11 protein-coding genes are annotated in these 19,183 nt (G+C 59.3%); 1 reads left to right on the top strand and 10 read right to left on the bottom strand.

All coding sequences use genetic code 11. The annotated features are described in order from the left end of the window. Positions 1–21: 21 nt before the first annotated feature. The 3 genes from rhaD to rhaB are packed head-to-tail and all read right to left on the bottom strand — an operon-like array spanning position 22 to position 3,549. Positions 22–849: a rhamnulose-1-phosphate aldolase gene (gene rhaD / locus U0L91_RS08780; protein ID WP_330046150.1), complete on the bottom strand. Its 828-nt coding sequence runs from the start codon at positions 847–849 to the stop codon at positions 22–24. Positions 850–886: 37 nt separating this feature from the next. After that, positions 887–2,134 carry an L-rhamnose isomerase gene (locus U0L91_RS08775; RefSeq protein WP_330046149.1) on the bottom strand — a complete coding sequence of 416 codons (1,248 nt, stop codon included), beginning with the start codon at positions 2,132–2,134 and terminating at the stop codon, positions 887–889. Next, a complete protein-coding gene (rhaB, locus tag U0L91_RS08770) occupies positions 2,131–3,549 on the bottom strand; it encodes a rhamnulokinase (RefSeq protein ID WP_330046148.1) in 1,419 nt (472 codons plus the stop codon). Before rhaB ends, U0L91_RS08775 begins: the two co-directional genes overlap by 4 nt. A 146-nt stretch (positions 3,550–3,695) precedes the next feature. Here rhaB and U0L91_RS08765 point away from each other — a divergent pair, with 146 nt between their 5' ends. Beyond that, the gene (locus U0L91_RS08765) at positions 3,696–4,556 is read left to right on the top strand and encodes an AraC family transcriptional regulator (RefSeq protein WP_330046147.1); all 861 of its coding nucleotides are present in this window, start codon (positions 3,696–3,698) and stop codon (positions 4,554–4,556) included. Positions 4,557–4,605: 49 nt separating this feature from the next. On the opposite strand, the gene U0L91_RS08760 is transcribed toward U0L91_RS08765, so the two are convergent. The 7 genes from U0L91_RS08760 to U0L91_RS08730 form a co-directional block, all read right to left on the bottom strand. After that, positions 4,606–10,773 carry a phosphodiester glycosidase family protein gene (locus tag U0L91_RS08760; protein ID WP_330046146.1) on the bottom strand — a complete coding sequence of 2,056 codons (6,168 nt, stop codon included), beginning with the start codon at positions 10,771–10,773 and terminating at the stop codon, positions 4,606–4,608. A gap of 296 nt (positions 10,774–11,069) precedes the next feature. Continuing rightward, positions 11,070–12,305, bottom strand: coding sequence for a peptidase U32 family protein (locus tag U0L91_RS08755; RefSeq protein WP_330046145.1), 1,236 nt, complete (start codon positions 12,303–12,305; stop codon positions 11,070–11,072). 25 nt (positions 12,306–12,330) lie between these two features. Beyond that, a complete protein-coding gene (gene mltG, locus U0L91_RS08750; protein ID WP_330046144.1) occupies positions 12,331–14,163 on the bottom strand; it encodes an endolytic transglycosylase MltG in 1,833 nt (610 codons plus the stop codon). Positions 14,164–14,223: 60 nt separating this feature from the next. After that, positions 14,224–15,057 carry a GNAT family N-acetyltransferase gene (locus U0L91_RS08745; protein WP_330046143.1) on the bottom strand — a complete coding sequence of 278 codons (834 nt, stop codon included), beginning with the start codon at positions 15,055–15,057 and terminating at the stop codon, positions 14,224–14,226. A gap of 30 nt (positions 15,058–15,087) precedes the next feature. Then, positions 15,088–15,762 (bottom strand): dTMP kinase, encoded by a 675-nt coding sequence (locus U0L91_RS08740; RefSeq protein ID WP_330046142.1) that lies wholly within the window; start codon positions 15,760–15,762, stop codon positions 15,088–15,090. After that, positions 15,755–16,537, bottom strand: coding sequence for an FAD-dependent thymidylate synthase (thyX, locus tag U0L91_RS08735; protein WP_330046141.1), 783 nt, complete (start codon positions 16,535–16,537; stop codon positions 15,755–15,757). Before thyX ends, U0L91_RS08740 begins: the two co-directional genes overlap by 8 nt. 25 nt (positions 16,538–16,562) lie before the next feature. Then, on the bottom strand, positions 16,563–19,178 hold the full coding sequence (locus U0L91_RS08730; protein WP_330046140.1) for an ATP-dependent helicase: 2,616 nt from the start codon (positions 19,176–19,178) through the stop codon (positions 16,563–16,565). Between the last annotated feature and the right edge of the window lie 5 nt (positions 19,179–19,183).

Below are 19,183 nucleotides of genomic sequence, written 5' to 3'. Positions count from 1 at the left end.
TTCCTGTATAGAGGGAATCGATTAATCGAGAAACGCTTCGTTGAGCTGGACGCCAAAATCATGTGCAATGGCACGCAGGGCATCATCCGTGATGGTCTGCAGGATCGGGCGGCCGGTGGAGAGCACCTTGACATAGATCTCTGCGCTCTTCTCAATGGTATGTGCGAGACCGAACGCCGTGTCGTAGTCCGGGCCGGACACGAACAGGCCATGCTGCGCCCAGACGGCGGCCTGATAGGTCTTCATCTTTTCGGAGGTTGCCATTGCAATGGCGGCGCCGCCCGGAACCATCCAGGGGCAGACGCCGACGCCTTCCGGGAACACCACCGGGCACTCGGTAGCGCTCTGCCACAGCGGACGGGTGAAGTCGCGGTCATTGAGGGGCAGGACGTAGGTCAGCGCGATGACGTTGGTGGCGTGGCAGTGATAGATCACGCGGTTGGCACCGTTGGTGGCTTCCTTGCGGACGCTGTGGTTCATGAAATGGGACGGGAACTCCGACGTGGGTTTCGCACCGTTTTCAAGGCCCCAGACAATGCGCCAGCTGTCGCCCTCGTCATTGATCTCCACGATGCCGATGTTGGCGGCGGGGTCCAGAATCACATTGCGGAAATACTTGCCAGAACCGGTGGTGATGAAGTACTCCCCGGCCAGGTTCTTGGCCTGAACGCCCATCTTGACCCAGGGACGGGGCTGCGCGTCAAAGTAAGGGCGGCAGGCGGCCACGTCCTCTTCCGTCATGCGGTAGGTCAGATTGCCGCCGTTGCGCTCGTGCCAGCCCTGCTGCCAGCCGTCGTCACACATCCGGATAAAGCCCGCCATTGCGGGAACCTGATACAGTTCGTTCATCGAAATACGCTCCTTTATATATTTCAGATCATCAGAATCAAACACGCTTCAGCAGAACTTCCTGCTCGTACTTCTTGACTTCGTCGTACCATTCGCGGCCCGTGGGAACGCCCTGACGGCGGCAGTATTCCTCCCAGACATCCGCAAACGGCAGCGTCTTGACCTCTTCCTGAAGCATCAGACGGCCCGTAAAGTCGCCGGCATTCTGCATCGCCTTGAGCTCAGTATCCGGCTGCAGCAGCGCGAACAGCAGGCTCTTCTCAAAGTTGCGGCTGCCGATGACCCAGGCTGCGATCCGGTTGATCGAGGCATCAAAGAAGTCCAGGCCGACCAGAACGCGGTCTATGGCATCGTTGCGGACAATCTCTTTGCAGATCTCGCGGGTCTCATCGTCAAAGGCAACCACATGGTCGGAGTCCCAGTTGACACCGCGGGTCACATGCAGCGGCACATATTTGAAGAAGCACAGCATGGCGCTGATCTTATCGGAAATATATTCCGAGGGATGATAGTGGCCGGCATCCAGCAGGTTGTACACGCCGGGATGCTGCGCAGCGTATGCGGTGTAGAATTCATTGGAACCGGTCGTGTAGCTCTCGACACCCACGGCGAAGAACTTGGACTCGACACAGTCGATGACATTGTCGTAGTGCTCGGAGAAGATCTCATCCAGAGACTCCTTCAGCCACTTGCGGGGCTGCATCCGGTCTGCCGGGGTGTCCTTGTAGCCGTCGGGAATCCATATATTGTTTTCGACGGTATCGTTCAGGGCCAGGCCGATTTCGTGGGCGATGCGGCGGCTTGCCTTGCAGTGGTCAATCCAGAAACGGCGGACCTCCGGGTCCGGGCTGGACAGGCTCAGGCCGTCCTTCATCATGGGATGGCTGAAAATCGTGGGGTTGAAGTCAATGCCGAGGCCATGTTCCTTGGCGAACTCCACCCAGGGTGCAAAATGCTTGTATTCCAGCTTGTCGCGGTCCACCCAGGGATTTTCCTCGGTGAAAATTGCATAGCAGGCATGCAGATTGATGCGCTTCTTGCCGGGGATCAGGCGGATGGCCTCAAGGAAGTCCGACTTGAGTTCCTCAAAGTTCCGGGCACGGCCGGGATAGTTGCCGGTGACCGCCAGACCGTTGCCGGCGCCGCCCTCGGGGTTGTCGAAACCGGTGACATCATCGCCCTGCCAGCAGTGGATGGAAACCGCCTTCGCCGCAATCTTTTCCAGTGCCGCTTCGGTATCCACGCCGTATTCGGCATATTTCCGTTTTGCCTCTTCGTAACTCATTGGGGAAGTACCTCCTTGATTTCAAAGCTGTTTTTGATCGCATCGCGTGCGGACTGCAGATCCGGATAAATTCCCGCCGCGATGAATTGTACCATCAGGTTTCCGAGAGCCGTTCCCTCGGTGGGGCCCGCAAAGACCGGCAGTCCTGCGGCGTTGGCGGTCATCTGGTTCAGGTACATATCCTGGCTGCCGCCGCCCACAATATTGATGCTCGTATACCGTTTTCCGGTCAGCGTCTGCAGTTCATCAATCGCCTTGCGGTAATCGCGCGACAGCGAATTGTAGATGGTCTGCATGACCTCGCCGACGGTTGCGGGGACCGTCTGTCCGGCGTCGGCGCAGGCCGCCTTGACTTCCTCGATCATGGAAGCGGGCGCCAGGAAACGCTGGTCTCCGGTGCTGACAATTCCGGCAAAGTCGTGTGCGCCTTCCGCGGCGGCAATCAGTTCCGGGAAGCTCGGCCGGGTACCGGTCTGCTCCCCGAGTTCGCGGCGGACCGACTGAATCATCCAGAGGCCCATAATGTTTTTGAGATACCGGTACCGGTATTCATAGCCGCCCTCATTGGTGAAGTTGGCAGCTTCACTCTCAGGGCCGGTGATCGGGGTGAGATTCTCAACGCCGAGCAGGCTCCAGGTACCGCTGGAAAGGTAAACCGCCTTGTCATCCCGGGCCGGAACGGCGAGGAACGCGGAGCCGGTATCATGGGTGGCCGGCAGAACGACCTGGCAGTCAAAGCCGACATAGCGGCTGACTTCTTCCCGCAGATGTCCGAGCACGGTACCGGGTGTCCGGATCGCGCCGAAGATCTTGCGCGGCAGGCCCAGTTTCTCGATCAGCGCGTCGTCCCAGGTCTTGCTTTCGGCGCCGACCAGGGCCGTCGTGGAGGCATTGGTATACTCGTTGGCCATCACACCGCACAGGCAATAATTCAGGTAATCCGGAATCATCAGGAAATGCTCCGCCGCCTGCAGCTGTTCGGGATGTTCGTCTTTGAGCGCGCAGAGCTGATAGATCGTATTGAACGGCTGGTACTGGATGCCCGTGCGGCGGTAGAGTTCCGCAAAAGGCACCACCGGTTCCAGCTTCCGGCGCTGGTCTGCGGTACGCTTGTCCCGATACGCGACGGCATCTCCCAGGCGGTTGCCCTGGCCGTCAAGCAGCACAAAGTCCACGGCCCAGGTATCGATTCCCACCGTGACCGGCGCAAAGCCCTGGTCATGGGCTGCCTTGAGGCCTTCCACCACCTGTTGGGCAAGGCCGTCAATGTCCCAGCAGAGATGGCCGTTGCGTTCCTGCAGGCGGTTCTCGAACCGATAGACTTCCTGCAGCTTCATGCGGCCGTCCTGGACGGTTCCGACAATATGCCGGCCGCTCGACGCGCCAATATCCACGGCTAGATAACAGGATTGCATCTTTTGCTCCTTTTTGGTAAAATGATTTCAGATTCATTTCACCCGTAATTCTTTCTGTCTTTCAGTATACGCGCCGCGGAACAAGGTTTCCATGGCTTGAATTGTACTGTTTTTTGTGAAAAGTCTACTCGACCGGAGGGCTCTGGATGCTGACCTACAACATGGATGTGGAACCGCGCAGCCGATGGCTGCGCACAACCCCCGGCGCGGCGGCACTGGCTCAGCCATATCACTGTTCCGAGGCCGGTTTGTTTTACGGTCTGGAGCGGTTTGCCACGGCCCGGACCGACAAGGAGAGCTACATCCTCTTTTATACGCTGGAGGGAGCCGGCCTGATCGAACAGAACAATACCCAGGTCACGCTGGAAAAGGGCAACATGCTGTTGTTGGATTGCCGGACCCCGCAGAGTTACTGCACCGCCCCCGGCCAGAGCTGCTGGTACCATTACTGGGCACATGTGGACGGACCGGGTGTCAAGGCCTTTGTTCCCCTGCTGATTCCCGGGCAGCATCTGTGCGCCGTTCCGCTTCCCGGCATGGATGTCCGCAGTTCCTTTGACCGCGTATTGGATGGCGTCCAGGCCGAGACCAGCGTTTCCGCCATTGACAACGCTCTCGCCATCCACCAGATGCTGGCCGCCATGGCACGCCAGCGGCTGAGCGGCGGAACCGGTTCCAACCGCGCCACCGTCGAGAGGGCCGCCAACTACCTGCGCGAACATTATTCCGAACCGCTTTGCCTGGATGAACTGATCCGTGCCGCCCATATGAGCAAGAGCTACTTTCTGCGGCTGTTCCGGCAGTACATGGGTACCACCCCCTACAATTATCTGCTGTGCTACCGGATCACCCAGGCCAAGGATCTGCTGGTCCTGACCGATCTGCCGGTCGGTACGATTGCGCGCCAGGTCGGGTTCGCGGATGAGAGCAACTTTTCGACCCGGTTTTCCGCCATGGCCGGGCAGAGTCCGCTGCAGTATCGCCGCAGTGCCCTGCTGAAAAAATAAAACTATAACAAAAAGAGGCTTCCCTTGCGGGAAGCCTCTTTTGTTGGGGTTACTGGAGGATACCGGTCACAGGATCGAAGGTGTAGGAGACATCGTCGATTGTGGTTGTACCCTTTGCCATGGCACCGGTGAGATAATCGAAGTAGTAGGTACCGGCTTCGGTTGTCTGCCAGCCCTTGACCATCTCGCCGTTCTCATTGTAGCGGACCCACTTGCCGGTTCCGTCCGGACGGTCGGCAAACTGTCCTGCGAAGGACTCCTGATAGACATCCTTCGACACGGCTTTCTTGCCCTGGTCAATCGCATCCAGCCAGAACCAGGCGTCAACCGCGGGATCATAGATTTCCTTGCCGCGGCCTTCGGTGCCCTGACGGATACCGCTCTCATACCAGTAGTCATTGCCGTCGATGGTACGCCACTGCAGATTCAGGCCAATGCCGGTGATCTCATCGAACCAGCAGTCGGTCTGCGTTTCGGTGCCGTCCTCTGCCGTCTCGATGACGGTGCGGTGACCCTTGAGCATTGCGCCGTAGATCGGATCGAAGTAGTAGGCAACGTCCTCCTGCGGCACATACCAGCCCTTGATCATCTTGCCGTCCGGGCCGTAATGGCACCATTTGCCGGTCATCGTTTCGGGATCATCGGCATACTCGCCGGCAAAGCTGTCCTGATAGACATCCTTGTCAACGGCCATGGCACCGCCGTCAATGGCATCGAGCCAGTACCAGCCGTCGGTCTCGGGATCATAGATCTCCTTGCCGCGGCCTTCGGTGCCCTGCTTGACACCGTTCTCGTACCAGTACATCCGGCCGTTCTCTTCCTGCCAGCCCATCGACTCAATCGGGGCGGGGGTCGCAGTCGCTTCGGGGGTCGGGGTAGTACCGGGTTCCGGCGTGGTGCCAGGCTCCGGCGTCGTACCGGGTTCCGGCGTCGCACTGGGTTCGGGAGAAGCGCTGGGCGTAGGCGTGGGCGCGGCCTCGTAGCTGTACCGATAGCCGTTGTCCTTGGCCCACTGTTCCGCATAGCTGCCTTCCTCGACAACCAGCGTCAGGAGCTCCTTGTCGCAGCGGTCGAACGCGTAGGTGTCGATCGAGGTGACGGAAGCGGGGATTCTGACCGTTTCGAGGCGGCTGTCGCTCAGGAAGGCGCGGGAGCCGATCGTGGTCAGGCTTTCGGGCAGCGTGACATCCTTCAGATACCAGTTGCCGCCGAAGGCATGATGGTTGATCTGCGTGATCTGAGAGGGTTCCTCAAAGACCAGCGTCTCGCAGTGAGACAGATGCCAGAAACCATAGTTGCCGATGTTGGTCAGGCCCTTGCCGATGACCAGTTTCTTGACCTGATCGTTTTCGAGCCAGGGGTTGACGCTCATCGACGCATCGCCGATCAGCGCACCCTCGCCGTCCACCTTCATGGTGCCGTCCGCGTACAGGACGAACTGGATGTTGTCACCCTGTTCGCCGCAGACACCGGCATCGAGGATCTGATCGTTCGGAACGAACTGGCCGTCCTTGAACTCACAGTTCTCGCCCAGCAGTTCGTAGGTTCCGTCGTAGACATAGCCGTTACGATCGAAGTAGTAGCGGGTGACCACAGCTTCCTCCGACAGGCGCAGGTAACCGGTGGAGTACTCACCGGCAACAAAGTACATCTTTCTGCCGGATTCCTTCTCGGTGAACCAGCCGTTGCACTTGGCGTCGGTGGCCTTCATGGTCGTGCCGCAGATGTCGCAGGTGACCGTGCCGTCCTTGGCATCATAGACGCCATTCCAGGTATGGCCATCCTTGCAGGGAGCCTTATGGGTGATTTCGCAGGTATCGATGATCGAGCCGTCGGCGTCCTTCGCCGTGATGGTCATCACGCCGTCATCCGTCGTGGAGGAGCTCGTGGCGGTGACATCCAGGTACAGCGCGCTGTAATCCTGGCTGATCATGTCGAAGTTGAACTCCGGCGTGTCAACCGCCGCGTAGTTGATGTCGCGGCTCTTCTCGCCCAGGTCGCCGCAGATGAAGTAGGTCGTGCCGTTCTCTTCATCGACCTGACCCGCGGTCATGGGTTTGGTTCTTGCGTAAGAATGGTCGTGGCCGGAGAAGACGACATCAATGCCGGCTTCATCCGCCGCAGCGGGAACAATCTGGTTGAAACGGCCGCTGCCGCCGTTGACGTTGGTGTAATACGGAGGCTGATGGATGGACAGGACCTTCCACTCCGCATTGCTGGCCTGCGCGTCATTCACCAGCCAGGCAAGAGCGGACTCCCAGTTGGCGCCGTAGTTGATGGTGGCAACGTAGACATTTCCGTAGGTGTAAGAGTTGTAGCTGGCGTTCTGATAGCTGAACAGCTTCTGGGCCGCAACACCGTTCTCGTCGCCATAGTATTCATGGTTGCCGAGCGTGTGCATCATGTCGATGCCGGCGAACTGCTGGCCGAAGACATTCTGGATCTCTTCCCACATCGCGTAGTTGCCGCCATTATCGACATAGTCGCCGGTCTGGACGCCGAAATCAGCGCCCGCCACGGCCGTGCCGATCTTGTTGAGCAGATCCAGGGATTCCTGATCGCTGTCGATGTTGCCGCTCATCTGGGTATCACCGATGACGAAGAAGCGCGTGCTCTCGGTATTGTTCTCGGTCTTGAAGGTCGCCACGTCGGACCAGTGCTCTTCCTGGCCGTCGCCGACGCGGTAAGAGTAGGTCGTTCCGGGAGTAAGGCCGGTCAGCTGGACCGAGTTGATGTAGGCAGCACCCTTGTCGGTCGTGAAGGCCTGGACCTCCGACGTACCGGTGGTCTGGGACTTCTCTCCGTCACCGATCCAGTATTCGACAACGGCCTTGTTGTCACTGGCGCTCAGGCTGCTCAGCCAGGTGATGTTCTGGGTGGTGGCGGGATCGGCGGAGGCGGGCAGAGAGATGCCGGCCGGCTTGCCGTCTTCACTGCCGGAAGCAGCCATCACCGTGATCTTGGTGGTGAAGGAGGAATGCTGATCCTTCTTGGCATTGACCTGGAAGCTGTCACCAGCCTGCAGGGTCTTGGTGATTTCGGCACGGATCTGACCGTTGTCGTCCGTCGTGCCGATGGAGCTGCCGTTGACAAAGACTTCGACGCCCGCCTCGGGACCGTTGGGGCCTTTGACGGTGAGCAGCGTGTCATAGCCGGCAACCGCCACAGCGGCTTCCACCGTGTAGTAGGCGCTGATGCTCAGCTTGACATCGGGCTGCGCGCTGGAGCCCTTGCTGCCGTCGGCGTTCACATAGTTCGTGGACGTCACCGTATAGGTGAAGAAGTCAATCTCGGGGTCAACCGTTGTGGGAACGCTGAAGGTCAGCGTCGCGACTTCGGTCGCATCCGCGTTCGATGCACCGTTGTTGGTGGCCTCAATGTACATCTTGGCCTTCTTGAAGCCGGTGACCTCGTAGGTGGCCTTGCCTTCCCAGCCGTTGGTGAAGTTCACAACCGGCTCACCGAAATCGGAATTGAGCTGGAGGACTTCCATCGTGAAGGACTTCACGGAACCGGTGGTGGTGATGGACATCGTGTAGTCGTTGCCCATCGTGACCGTATCGGGACCGGAAAGCGTCACGCTGCTGTTGGTGCCGGTGCCGCTCTGGATCGTGAAGTAGGCCGTCTTGGTGCCCCAGTTGCCGAAGGCATCGTAGACGGTGACCTGCACACTGTGCAGACCGTTTTCGAGATTCAGACGGGTCAGGGCGGAAGTCGTGCTGCCGTCCAGCGTCACGCTCTCGCCGTCCACCTTGATGGTGGTGCGGGCGGCATCGATGCCGGAACGGTTCTGGCTTTCCTGATCGTCAAAGTTCGTGGAGATTTCCACATCGTTGGTATCGATGACAACATCGTTGCTGTTGGAGATGTCAACACCGTTGACCTGAATGTCCGAAACATAGGGGTTCACAAGGTCATCGAGGTTGGTACCGTAGACAAAACGGTAGTTGTCAAAGTAGAGCGTACCGGCATACCGGCCGCCACGGCCGCTGCCCGGCTGGTAGCTCAGCCAGAACAGACCCTGGCCGGGGATGATGGCCATCGGGTGGTCGTCGTAGGCGTACTGGGCCAGGCTGCTCATATCGGCGCAGCAATATTTCCATCCGGTCCAGTCAATGTAGCTGTACTTGTACTTGCCCTGCTCATCCTTTTCGCGGTCTGCCGGGACAAGGGACAGGTTCTTGGTAACATAGTCGCTGCCGTTCCACACCATGACATCCGCGTACAGTGCGTAGCCGTAGGCACTGCTGTCCGCATACACCCAGACGCCGAGTTCGGTGGGGGCGCCTTCGATGTCGTACTTCTCACCGCAGTAACGGATATAGAAGTTGGCGTTGGAGGACTTATCGTAGCTGGCGTAATCATAGTTGAGTTCCAGCGCATAATCGCCGAAACGCACCTGGCCGCCTTGTTCCACGTTGGTGGTCGTCACACTACCGGCCTCGTAGGTGGTAATGGAGCTGTTGGGCCAGAGGTAGAAGGAATAGCCGTTGGCACGGAAGATGTCCGCGGCCGGGACGGCGTTATCCCAGTTGCCGGTGAACACGAAGGGAGGCTGATCCGTGGCATACTGGGGATTTCCGGTATAGGTGCCCGAAGTGATGACGTCTACCGGTTCGCCGTTGCCCATATAGCCCTGGGTATCACCGGAATTCACAAACGTCGGGCTGCCCCAATGATAATGCGCACCGGTCAGCGGGCCATTTTCGTTGGGCTCAAAATCCATGGCGACGATCGGCATCTTGCCGACCTCCACCTCGATGCTGGCGGTCAGTTCTTTGCCGTCCTGGCGGCGGTAAGAGACGGACACCGTGCCCTTCTGGGTGGAGGTTCCGTTCACGGCCGTGAAGATATTGCCGCTCATCGTGCCGAGCGTTCCGGTATCCCAGGTAAAGCCGGCCGCCGAGAGGTTCAGCTCACGGTTGTCGCTGCGAGCCTTGAAGCCAAGGTCGTTCTGTTCGCCGAAGTCCAGGCACAGAGAGGGAGAGCTGAAATAGATTTCATCCGGCTCCACGATCCTGACGGTGCTTTCGCCGACATTCTTGCCGCCCTGCATCAGCTGAACCGTCACGTCGCCGAGTTTGCCGTTGGAAGTAAACACACCGCTCTGGGCATCAATCTGGCCCTTGTCCTTGGAATCGTCGGCCAGCTGCCAGACCAGGTCGCCCGGCAGTTCGGCAGGGTTGCCGCTGGCGTCGACACCATCCGCCGTAAACTGCACCGTACCGCCCGGCGTATACCACTCGTTCTTCGGGCTCACCGTGGCATGCTCAAACACGCCGTCACCCTTGGCGGTGGAGACAACCAGCAGCGCCGAGGAAACCGCGCGCTCGCTGCCGTCGGAGGGGCTGTTCTTGATGGAGAGCCGGCCGCTGCCTTCACGCTCGGTCAGAAGCGTGGCAGAGCCGCCGCCATCCAGGTACAGCGCATCCTTGACGCCCTGGGAGATCAGGTAATCGGCCAGGTCGTACAGCGTCATACCGACGGATTTGGGTTCCTGACGGCCATCCGCCAGGAACAGAACGACAGTGCCGTCCTCTTTGATGCCGATGCTGTTGCGGGGCATCAGCGAAGTATCACTCTTGTTCTGAACGTTCTTGCCGTTTTCGACCAGCGTGAAGGGGCCGGAGATGGACTCCTCCACGTCGCTGCGGTCGGTGCCGGCCTTGCGGATCACAGGCGTACCGTCCTTGAGGACCGCAAAATACGGCTCACGGTTCGCGTTGTTGGGGTTCTGCTCCACACCGTTCATGATCATGGAGCCGACAGGCTGGCCGGTCTGCATGTTGAAGTAGTCGCCGTTGGTCGCAGCCACAACATTTTCGCCCGGGTTGGACTTTTCGTAGGCCGCCGCCTGATCGGAAGTCTTTTCAAGACCCCAACCGGAAACCGCCCAGCTGGAGCTGTCCGTTCCGTTGTAGTAGCCCTTGTAGCTGGACTTGAGCTTGACCGTCGAGTTGGACAGATCAATCGTGGTCATGTAACCCATGATCTGGCCATCCGAGCTGTTCAGGATCACGTCCGTTTCCGTCACACCGGGGGCAACCGCATAATTGGTGGAAGCCACCACGTCAATGCTGCCGTCGTTGGCCATGTACGTGGTGCTCTGCGTAACGGCAGTTTCCGGAGTCTCCGCCAATGCAGCGGAGGGGAACAAAACTGCCATCATGCACAGCGCCATAACCGATGCGACAAAGCGATGGAACTTTGTATTCATCCTTCTTCTCCTTTGTCTTTTGTTATCTATATGAACCGCCAGGGCGGGAAAACCGGAGATGAATTCTTGGCTTTCCGATTTTTCCAAAAGCTCATACGGATTTCACAAAATGTACATAAAAAATATTAGCACTATTTCCGACTCCTTTCAATTGCTTCTTGTTAATATCTGCCTAAATTTCCTGTTTTACACAAATTCCGTTCCCGCTTTTTGTGGTTTTATTTTGCCATTTCAGGCAAATCCGGCGACAAAAAATGACCCGACGGTCAGAGACCGCCAGGTCACGAGAAAACTTATCAGGATTCGCTGCTTTTTTTCTGCATTCGGAGCAGACTGTACGGCATCAGCGGGGCGGTGCAAGGGATGGTAAACCGCATCATCGGGTGCGGTGTTGCCTCGATTTTCTCCCCTTCCTCGTTCCGGATCCACTCGGGTGTCAGCGTGAGCACACTGCCATCCGGCTGCAGGACTTCGAGGGTATCTCCCAGGCAGAACTTGCTGCGCTGCGTACAGGAGGCAATGCCCCCTTCCCAGGAATCCACCGTGCCGATAAAATCCCACTCCCGCACATAGGAATGGCTGGGCGTCTGCAGCGCCTGTTCCCTGCCGAAATAGAATCCCGGCGAATAGTGGCGGTGGCTGGTCCGGTTGAGCTCCTCGAGCGCGTCATCCGGCAGGGTGAAGTCCTCCGCCATGGGATCGCGCAGATAGGCATCCAGCGCCTTGCGGTAGGCCGCCGTGACGGATGCCACATAATAGAAGGTCTTGGCGCGGCCCTCGATCTTGAGGGAATCCACCCCCGCCTTGCAGATCAGGTCCAGGAACGGCGCCGTGCACAGGTCGTTGGCGTTCAGAATATAGCTGCCGTCCTTGTCCTCCCCGATCTGCATATACTGGCCGGGGCGTTTTTCCTCCACCAGGTAGTATTTCCAGCGGCAGGGCTGTGCGCATTCGCCACGGTTGCCGCTGCGCCCCGTCAGATAGCTGGACAGCAGGCACCGGCCCGAGACACTCATGCACATTGCCCCATGGACAAAGGCTTCGAGTTCCAGTTCAGGCGGGGTATGGTCGCGGATCTGCGCAATATCGGTCAGCGTCAGTTCCCGTGCCAGCACCACACGCCTGGCGCCCATCCGGTACGCCTGGGTCGCGGCCGCATAGTTGGTGATGCCCGCCTGGGTGGAAAAATGGACGTCGGTATCCGGCGCATACTGCTTGGCGAGTGCCAGCACGCCCAGGTCGGCGATGATGAAGGCGTCCACCCCGGCCTGTGCGGCATCGCGGATATACGCGGGCAGCTCGGCCAGCTCGTCATTGGTGGGCAGCGTATTGAGCGTCAGATAGACCTTTTTGCCCCGTGCATGGGCGAAAATGCAGCCCTCCTGCAGTTCTTCCATGGTCAGGTTGACCGGGGCCGCCCGCATGCCGAACTGCGGCAGTGCACAGTACACGGCATCGGCACCATAGAGGACGGCGTATTTGAGTGTTTCGAGGCTGCCGGCCGGCGACAGCAACTCCGGGCGTGAAAGCATGAGCAGTGCTCCTTTATAATCAATGTTACCAGCCTGCCTTGGCGCAGTTGGCGAGATGTTCGTCCGCCGTCTTGGCGTAGAAATACTGTCCCGGGTAGTCTCCGTTCGGATTGCCCGTCACGAAGAAGTAGTAGCCCTCGGCCATGAATTCCTCGTCGGGATTCAGTGCGGCATCGATCGCGGCATATCCGGGGTTGGAGATGGCGCCTGCAGGCAGTCCGCTGATCCGGTAGGTGTCATAGGCGTTGAGCACATCCTCCGGGATGGCGCCCGCCTCGGGCCAGCCGTAATACTCCGCCGTCGGCGAGTTCCACAGATAGTTGTTGTCGGAATCCTGCATGATATAGCTGCTGGCGTTGGATTCCAGCTTATGATCCGCCCATTCGGGATCGGTGGATTCCAGACGGTTATGGAAGCAGGCCGAGACCTTGGCATCCTCCTCCGGCAGACCGGCCTCCTCCTGGATGAAGCTGGCCAGAATGACCACATCATTCATCGAGGTACCCTTTTCGTTGATGGTATCCCAGAGTCCGCTGGTCTTGGCGTCAAATTCCTTATAGAAGGTATTGACGTAATTGTAGACGGTATCGTCCTGATAGAATTCATAGGTGTCGGGGAACAGATACCCTTCGCACTTCATCAGGCGGCCGGGAGAATCGGGGATCTCGGTCCAGAACCGGTACTGGCTGAAGTCCGAACCGTCATCGCCGTTGGCACATGCCAGGAAATCATCGACCGAGCACAGACCGCTGTCCTCCATCTTCTGGGCGATGGCCACTGCAGTGGAGCCTTCCGGGAAGGTGATCTGGACGGTCTTGCGCTTGACCTTCTGATAGGTCAGCTCATGCAGAATATCGTTGTACGGCATTCCCGAACGGAGTTCAAAGTCACCGTACTGCAGTTCATTCGCCTTTCCGCTGTACTTGGCATACAGTTTGAAAAGCCAGTCATATTCGATGATGCCGTTTTCCTTGAGGACGTTCGTGATGTCCGCCACCGTGGAGCCCTGTTCAATCGTGATGGTCTTGCTCTCGCCGAGTTCCCGGTCACCGTCCACCTCTCCGTAGAACTGGGTCACTTTCCAGGCGCCGAAGGCCACCAGCGCAAGCAGAATCACAATCACAAGACAGCCGACCGGGAACCGCTTTTTCGGCCGTTCCTCTTCCTCGGGTTCCTCACTCTGCGGGAGAGTCTCCTGCGGCACCTCCGGTTCGGCGGGCTGCTCCGACGGCTCTTCGTAGTGGGGCGCAGCGGGTTCCCGGGTCGGGAAATCCTCCGGTTTGGGGATGTCCTCCGGCTCCGGTTCGGGGATGGGCCGTGCTTTCGGTTTGACGGCCGTTTCCGGCTGCGGCTTCGGGGCAGGCTTTGGCTGCGGTCTGGCGGCAGTTTCCGGCTGCGGGGCCGGCGGCTCTTTCGGTTCGGGCGCCGGCTGTGCCTGCGGCTCGGGAGCGGCTTGCGGCGCCGGCTCGGAGGCAGCCTGCGGTTCGGACTGCGGCGTTGCCTGCTTGGCTTTGGCCGCCTGCGCCGCCCGGTAGGCCGCCAGCTGACGCAGCTTTTCCAGCTGTTCCGGGGTCAGCTGTGACAGAGCCTCCCGGATCTTCGCCTCACGGGCCGCAGCGGCCGCCTTCTGGTCCTGAGTCGGCGTGCTCTGCCGGGAATCGTCGGTGGTTTCGTGGGACGGGGCGGCCGGAGACGGCGCTGCGCGATGAGAGCCGGCCCGTGACTTGCGCGACGAGGCAAACGGTACCTGTCTGCCCTGCGACGCCCCCGTGTTCTGTCCTGCATGGTATACCTGCCGTTCCGGCTGGGAACCATCGTTTTGCGGGGTACCCGCAGTCTCTTCACGATTAATTCTCATAATACTACTCCTTTTACTTCCCGGTCAGAAGCACAATCCTGTTCTTTCCGGTTCCGCCATTCAGAGCAGAAGGCGGAAGTAGACATCCGTTACCGGGAACGGACGATTCAGAAAACAGATCATTCCGTAACCGCAGCGCTTGCCCTCCCCCAGATACAGTGTCTGGTTTTCAGCAAGGAGAATGCTCGCCCGTGTGGCACCCGTCTGCTCGCGCGCGGCTTGCAGCAGGATGTCGGCGGAATGGTCGTTGTCCGCCTGCAGTTCAATAAACTGCAGGACATCGTCATTCTGGCAATACAGGCCGTATCCCCTGGGATTGGACACGATGGTCAGTCCCTGCCGGTACAGCCGTTTGATCATCTCACTGATCGAGGACTCGGGCAGCAGCACGCAGCCGGGCTGATAGCGCTGCCGGGTATCAATCAGGCGGCGCACCGTCATGGCGTCAAAATCCGCCCGGGCCCAGAGATTGTGGGCAATGGGTTTGCGGATGATGCGCAGCGGAAAGCGGTTTTCAAATCCCATCTCTCCGAGCTTTCTGGCGGCGCGGGAGTTTTCCGGCGCCGTCACCGCAAAATCACAGCCGTTGGCTCCGTAGGCACGCATACAGGTGCTCAGCAGCTTTGTCATCAAACCGCGGCCGCGCAGTTCGGGGATGGTTGCCATCCCGCAGAACCACACCCCGCGGTGATGCCCGCATTCCACCGGCACCGCGCCCAGCATGGCGGCGATCCGGGGTTTCTGCTGTGCCACATCCTTGGCGAGCAGCAGCAGATTGTCCAGCCCGATGATCCCGCACAGCCAGTCCTCGGCCTGCTGCCGGCTGCCGCCAAATGCCTGACGGCGGAAAGCAATCAGTTGTTCCAGGTCCGCCTCAGTCGCTTTGCAAAGCATGGTGTTTCCTCTTCCTGTATCCAGCACAGTTTACAATATTTGTTCCAGATTCGCAAGTACCTCGGCATGAATTTCCTCCATGTTGCGGATGGTCTTGATGCCATCCTCCATCTTGGTGCATTCGATGCGCTTCCAGCCCAGCTTGCGTGCGCAGTATTCCGCCGCGGCGCGGGAACGGGCCAGGTACTCGGAGTCCCGCTCCTGAATATCCATCTTGGTATCATCGCCATGGTAGCGCGCATTGAGCAGACGATGGCTGACCTCGGGGTCCACGGCCAGATAAATCACCGCGTCGGGCGCCGGCAGGCCGAGTTTCTTGTACTCGAAGTCAAACAGCCATTCCAGGAATCCGTCCCAGTGCATCGGCGGGAGTTTAGAGCACTGGTGCACGGCATTGGAGGTCGTGTACCGGTCCGAAATGATCAGCCCGTTCTGCCGGTAGCTTGCGCCCCAGTCCGTCTTGTAGCTGGCATACCGGTCCACCGCAAAGAAGGTGGATGCGGCATAGGCGTTGACGTCATCGGGCTTTTTGCCGAACTTGCCGGAGAGATACATCTTGACGAGCGCCGAAGAGTCGCTTTCATAATCCGGGAAGGTGATTTTGAGCGGGTCATACCCTTTTTCCTTGAGGCTCTTGCAGGCCAGTTCGGCCTGCGTCGCTTTGCCGGACCCGTCCAGCCCTTCAAAAATGATCAGCTTACCCATTTGCTTGTACCTCCCGTTTCAGTTCCATGTATTTCCGGCGTACCGCCTCCTGTTCCCCGCAGCACATCTGTCCTTCGGGGCAGGGACCGGTCAGGCAGCGAGGCCCGGCCGCGGCAAAGATATGCGGCGCCAGCGGATAGACAAGCCGCAGCATGGCATCCGCCACGGCGCGGATCTCCCACTGGGCGCGGTTGCAGCAGCGCAGGTTGAAAAAGTTCAGCAGGCTGCGGCAGTTCATCGTCATGACCATCTTGGTTTCACAGGCGTTGGGGAGCACAAAGCGGGCATCCTCGTTGGCTTTCTTGCTGGCTTTGGCGCGGGCCTGCTGTTCGGTCATCCCCTGCTCCATCAGGGTCCGGGTATGCTGTTCTTCCAGCGTATGGACCAGAGAGAGGTATTGGGCAGCGTCCTCATTCATGGCATCTATAAATTTCTGTTTTGCCTCGGGGATGGCTTGGATCTCCGGCGGAATCACATACCGGAAATCCTCCAGCCGCACATAGCGCTGGCTCTGCACGCTGAACGAGGCAATCCGATGGCGCGTGACCTGCGCCAGAAAGGTCCTGGATACGCCCTCGATGCCAAAGGTGAAACTGGCGTGTTCGATCGGGCTGGCATGGCCCATATCGCTGAGCTTTTTGAGGAACGCCGCCGTCTTGTCGGGCGTCAGCCCCTCCAGAAGGGTCTCGATATGTGCATCGGAGTAGCACAGTTTTGCCGCAGCGGCAACGGTTTTTTCGGGGTCGTTGGTGTGGGCGATCAATGTCACCAGCATGAATTTTCCCTCTTTCTTGCTGAACTTATTTTTGGCTGAGTTTGGTCAGAGGCGCATAGTTGGCCATCGTCTTTTTCACGCCCACACGGTCGAACTGAATCTCGACGATACAGTCGCCGGCCACCGGCGTGACTTTGAGCACCTTGCCGCGCCCGAACACCTTGTGATCCACAAAGTCTCCGGGTGCAAACGATGCCGCTTTTTTGCGGGGTTCGGCCACCGGGGTACGCTGCAGCGTCGAGCCGCCGCCCGCCGGGGCTGCCGGGGTGCCGGAATGGGTGTTGACGCGGGAGGAACCGTATCCGGCACCGAAGCCGCTTTCCTGTACAGTATGGCGTCCGCCGGGATAGTTGGGGCTTTCATGGCCGCCCGAGGCAAACCCGCTGCGGAAACCGCCGCTGTACCGCGCACCGAAACCGCGGTTGTACTCGCTGTTGAGATACCCGCGAGAGGCGCCCGAGTAGCCGCTGCGTCCGCCGGGGACGTTCGTGCTGTACGTCCCGTAGCCGGCACCGAACCCGCCGCTGTAGGCAAGTTCGGGGCTTTCCGTCTCATCCATGACGGAAGGGTCGATCTCGCTCAGGAAACAGGACGGCGGATTGCGCCGCGTCTGGCCGAAGATCATCCGGCTGCGGGAGGACGAGAGATACAGCTCCTTCTTGGCGCGGGTGATGCCCACATAGCACAGGCGCCGCTCTTCCTCCATTTCCTCCTCACTGTACCGCGCAAGGTCTCCGGGGAACACGCCGTCCTCCATGCCGATGATGAAGACATATGGGAATTCCAGGCCCTTGGCACTGTGCATCGTCATCAGCGTCACGGAGTCCGCCTCCTCATCGTAGGAGTCAATGTCCGCGATGAGCGCCACTTCCTCGAGGAAGCCCGAGAGGGTGGCTTCCTCACCGTTCTGGTCCACATAGGTCTTGACGGAGGACACCAGCTGGCCCAGGTTTTCCAGGCGGGTTTCCCCTTCTTCCTTCTGCGCCTTGAGCATTGCTTCATAACCGGTTCTGCGGATCACTTCGCCGGCGAATTCATCCAGCGGCAGCGTTACCGACAGATCGCACAGTTCCCGGTACATCGCATAAAAGCTGCCGAGTGCCGAGGCCGAGCGCGCCAGTGCCGGGAAGGTTGCGGCATCACGGATGATTTCCAGCATGGGAACCCCGCGGGAGGACGCCAGCTCGGCAATCTTGTCCACCGTAGTGGCACCGATCTTGCGGGCCGGTTCGTTGATGATCCGCCGCAGACGCACATCGTCGCGGGGATTGACGACAACCGCCATATAGGAGTTGATGTCCTTGACTTCCTTGCGGTCAAAGAAGCGCTGGCCGCCCACAATGCGGTACGGGATGCCCGCGCGGGCAAAATATGTTTCGATCGGGTTGGACTGCGCGTTCATCCGGTACAGGACGGCATGATCTTTCAGGCTGGCGCCGGCACGCAGGTTCTGACCGATGATCTCGGCCACATGGCTTGCCTCGTCCTGCTCGGACGCCGCCGTGTAATGATGCACCTTATCGCCCTCGCCGTTCTGGGTCCACAGGGTCTTGCCTTTGCGGCCGTTGTTGTTGCGGATGACGCTGTTGGCCGCATTGAGAATGTTGGTGGTGGAACGGTAATTCTGTTCCAGGCGGATGGTCTTGGCGCCGGGAAACACCTTTTCAAAGTTCAGGATGTTCTCGATCGTAGCACCGCGGAACTTGTAAATACTCTGGTCGTCATCGCCGACCACACAGACATTGTTGCTGCCGCCCGCCAGCAGGCGGACCAGATGAAACTGCGCCACGCTGGTGTCCTGGTATTCGTCCACAACGACGTAGCGGAATTTCTTCTGGTAGTATTCCCGCGCTTCGGCATCGGTTTTCAGCATCTGGACCGTATGATAGATCAGGTCGTCAAAATCCATGGCACCGGCCGTGCGAAGACGTGCGGCATAGGCCGAATAGATTTTGCTGACAAGCGCCGCCTTGGTGTCTCGCGGTGCCTCTGCCGCCACATCCTTGGGGGAGAGCAGCTTATCCTTATACCCACTGATCTGGGCGATGGCGGATTTGATCGGCAGGAATTTGTCGTCGATCATCAGTTCCTTGTAGACCTGTTTGATGACGCGCTGCTGATCGTCCGAGTCGTAGATCGTGAAGCTGTTGGGGAACCCGATGCGCTCAGCGTCCCGGCGGAGAATCCGCACACAGGCCGAGTGGAAGGTGGAGGCATTCACGTCACCGCCCATCGTGTCGCCGAGCATCGTCTTGAGGCGTTCCTTGAGTTCCCCGGCCGCCTTGTTGGTGAAGGTGATGGCCAGGACATTCCAGGGACGGGCCGGTGCAACGCTGAGCAGCGGCATCAGGGACTGCGGAACCGGTTTGCCGGAGTCAACGGCGGTGCGCAGCTGGTCGACATCGGACTGGGTGACGGGACGGCTGAGTTCCGTGGAGCCGTAGGCACGCCCGAAGCGGATGATATTGGCAATCCGGTTGACCAGCACGGTGGTCTTTCCGGACCCGGCGCCGGCCAGAATGAGCAGCGGGCCTTCGGTGGTGAACACCGCCTGCTGCTGCATCGGATTGAGTTTTGTGAAGCAGGACGCAATATATCGGTTGCGAAGAGACAGAAATTCGGAAGTGATCGTATCGGGCATAGTCA

Source organism: Gemmiger sp. (assembly GCF_036306485.1).
In the GTDB taxonomy this organism is placed as follows: Bacteria; Bacillota; Clostridia; order Oscillospirales; family Ruminococcaceae; genus Gemmiger.
Note: the sequence above shows the minus strand (reverse complement) of the source record. Positions and strands in the feature narration are given on the sequence as shown.

What these genes read in the sequence shown, in the direction of transcription:
- rhaD (WP_330046150.1), bottom strand. Translation starts at nt 849, where the DNA reads ATGAACGAACTGTATCAGGTTCCCGCAATGGCGGGCTTTATCCGGATG.
- U0L91_RS08775 (WP_330046149.1), bottom strand. Translation starts at nt 2,134, where the DNA reads ATGAGTTACGAAGAGGCAAAACGGAAATATGCCGAATACGGCGTGGAT.
- rhaB (WP_330046148.1), bottom strand. Translation starts at nt 3,549, where the DNA reads ATGCAATCCTGTTATCTAGCCGTGGATATTGGCGCGTCGAGCGGCCGG.
- U0L91_RS08765 (WP_330046147.1), top strand. Translation starts at nt 3,696, where the DNA reads ATGCTGACCTACAACATGGATGTGGAACCGCGCAGCCGATGGCTGCGC.
- U0L91_RS08760 (WP_330046146.1), bottom strand. Translation starts at nt 10,773, where the DNA reads ATGAATACAAAGTTCCATCGCTTTGTCGCATCGGTTATGGCGCTGTGC.
- U0L91_RS08755 (WP_330046145.1), bottom strand. Translation starts at nt 12,305, where the DNA reads ATGCTTTCACGCCCGGAGTTGCTGTCGCCGGCCGGCAGCCTCGAAACA.
- mltG (WP_330046144.1), bottom strand. Translation starts at nt 14,163, where the DNA reads ATGAGAATTAATCGTGAAGAGACTGCGGGTACCCCGCAAAACGATGGT.
- U0L91_RS08745 (WP_330046143.1), bottom strand. Translation starts at nt 15,057, where the DNA reads ATGCTTTGCAAAGCGACTGAGGCGGACCTGGAACAACTGATTGCTTTC.
- U0L91_RS08740 (WP_330046142.1), bottom strand. Translation starts at nt 15,762, where the DNA reads ATGGGTAAGCTGATCATTTTTGAAGGGCTGGACGGGTCCGGCAAAGCG.
- thyX (WP_330046141.1), bottom strand. Translation starts at nt 16,537, where the DNA reads ATGCTGGTGACATTGATCGCCCACACCAACGACCCCGAAAAAACCGTT.
- U0L91_RS08730 (WP_330046140.1), bottom strand. Translation starts at nt 19,178, where the DNA reads ATGCCCGATACGATCACTTCCGAATTTCTGTCTCTTCGCAACCGATAT.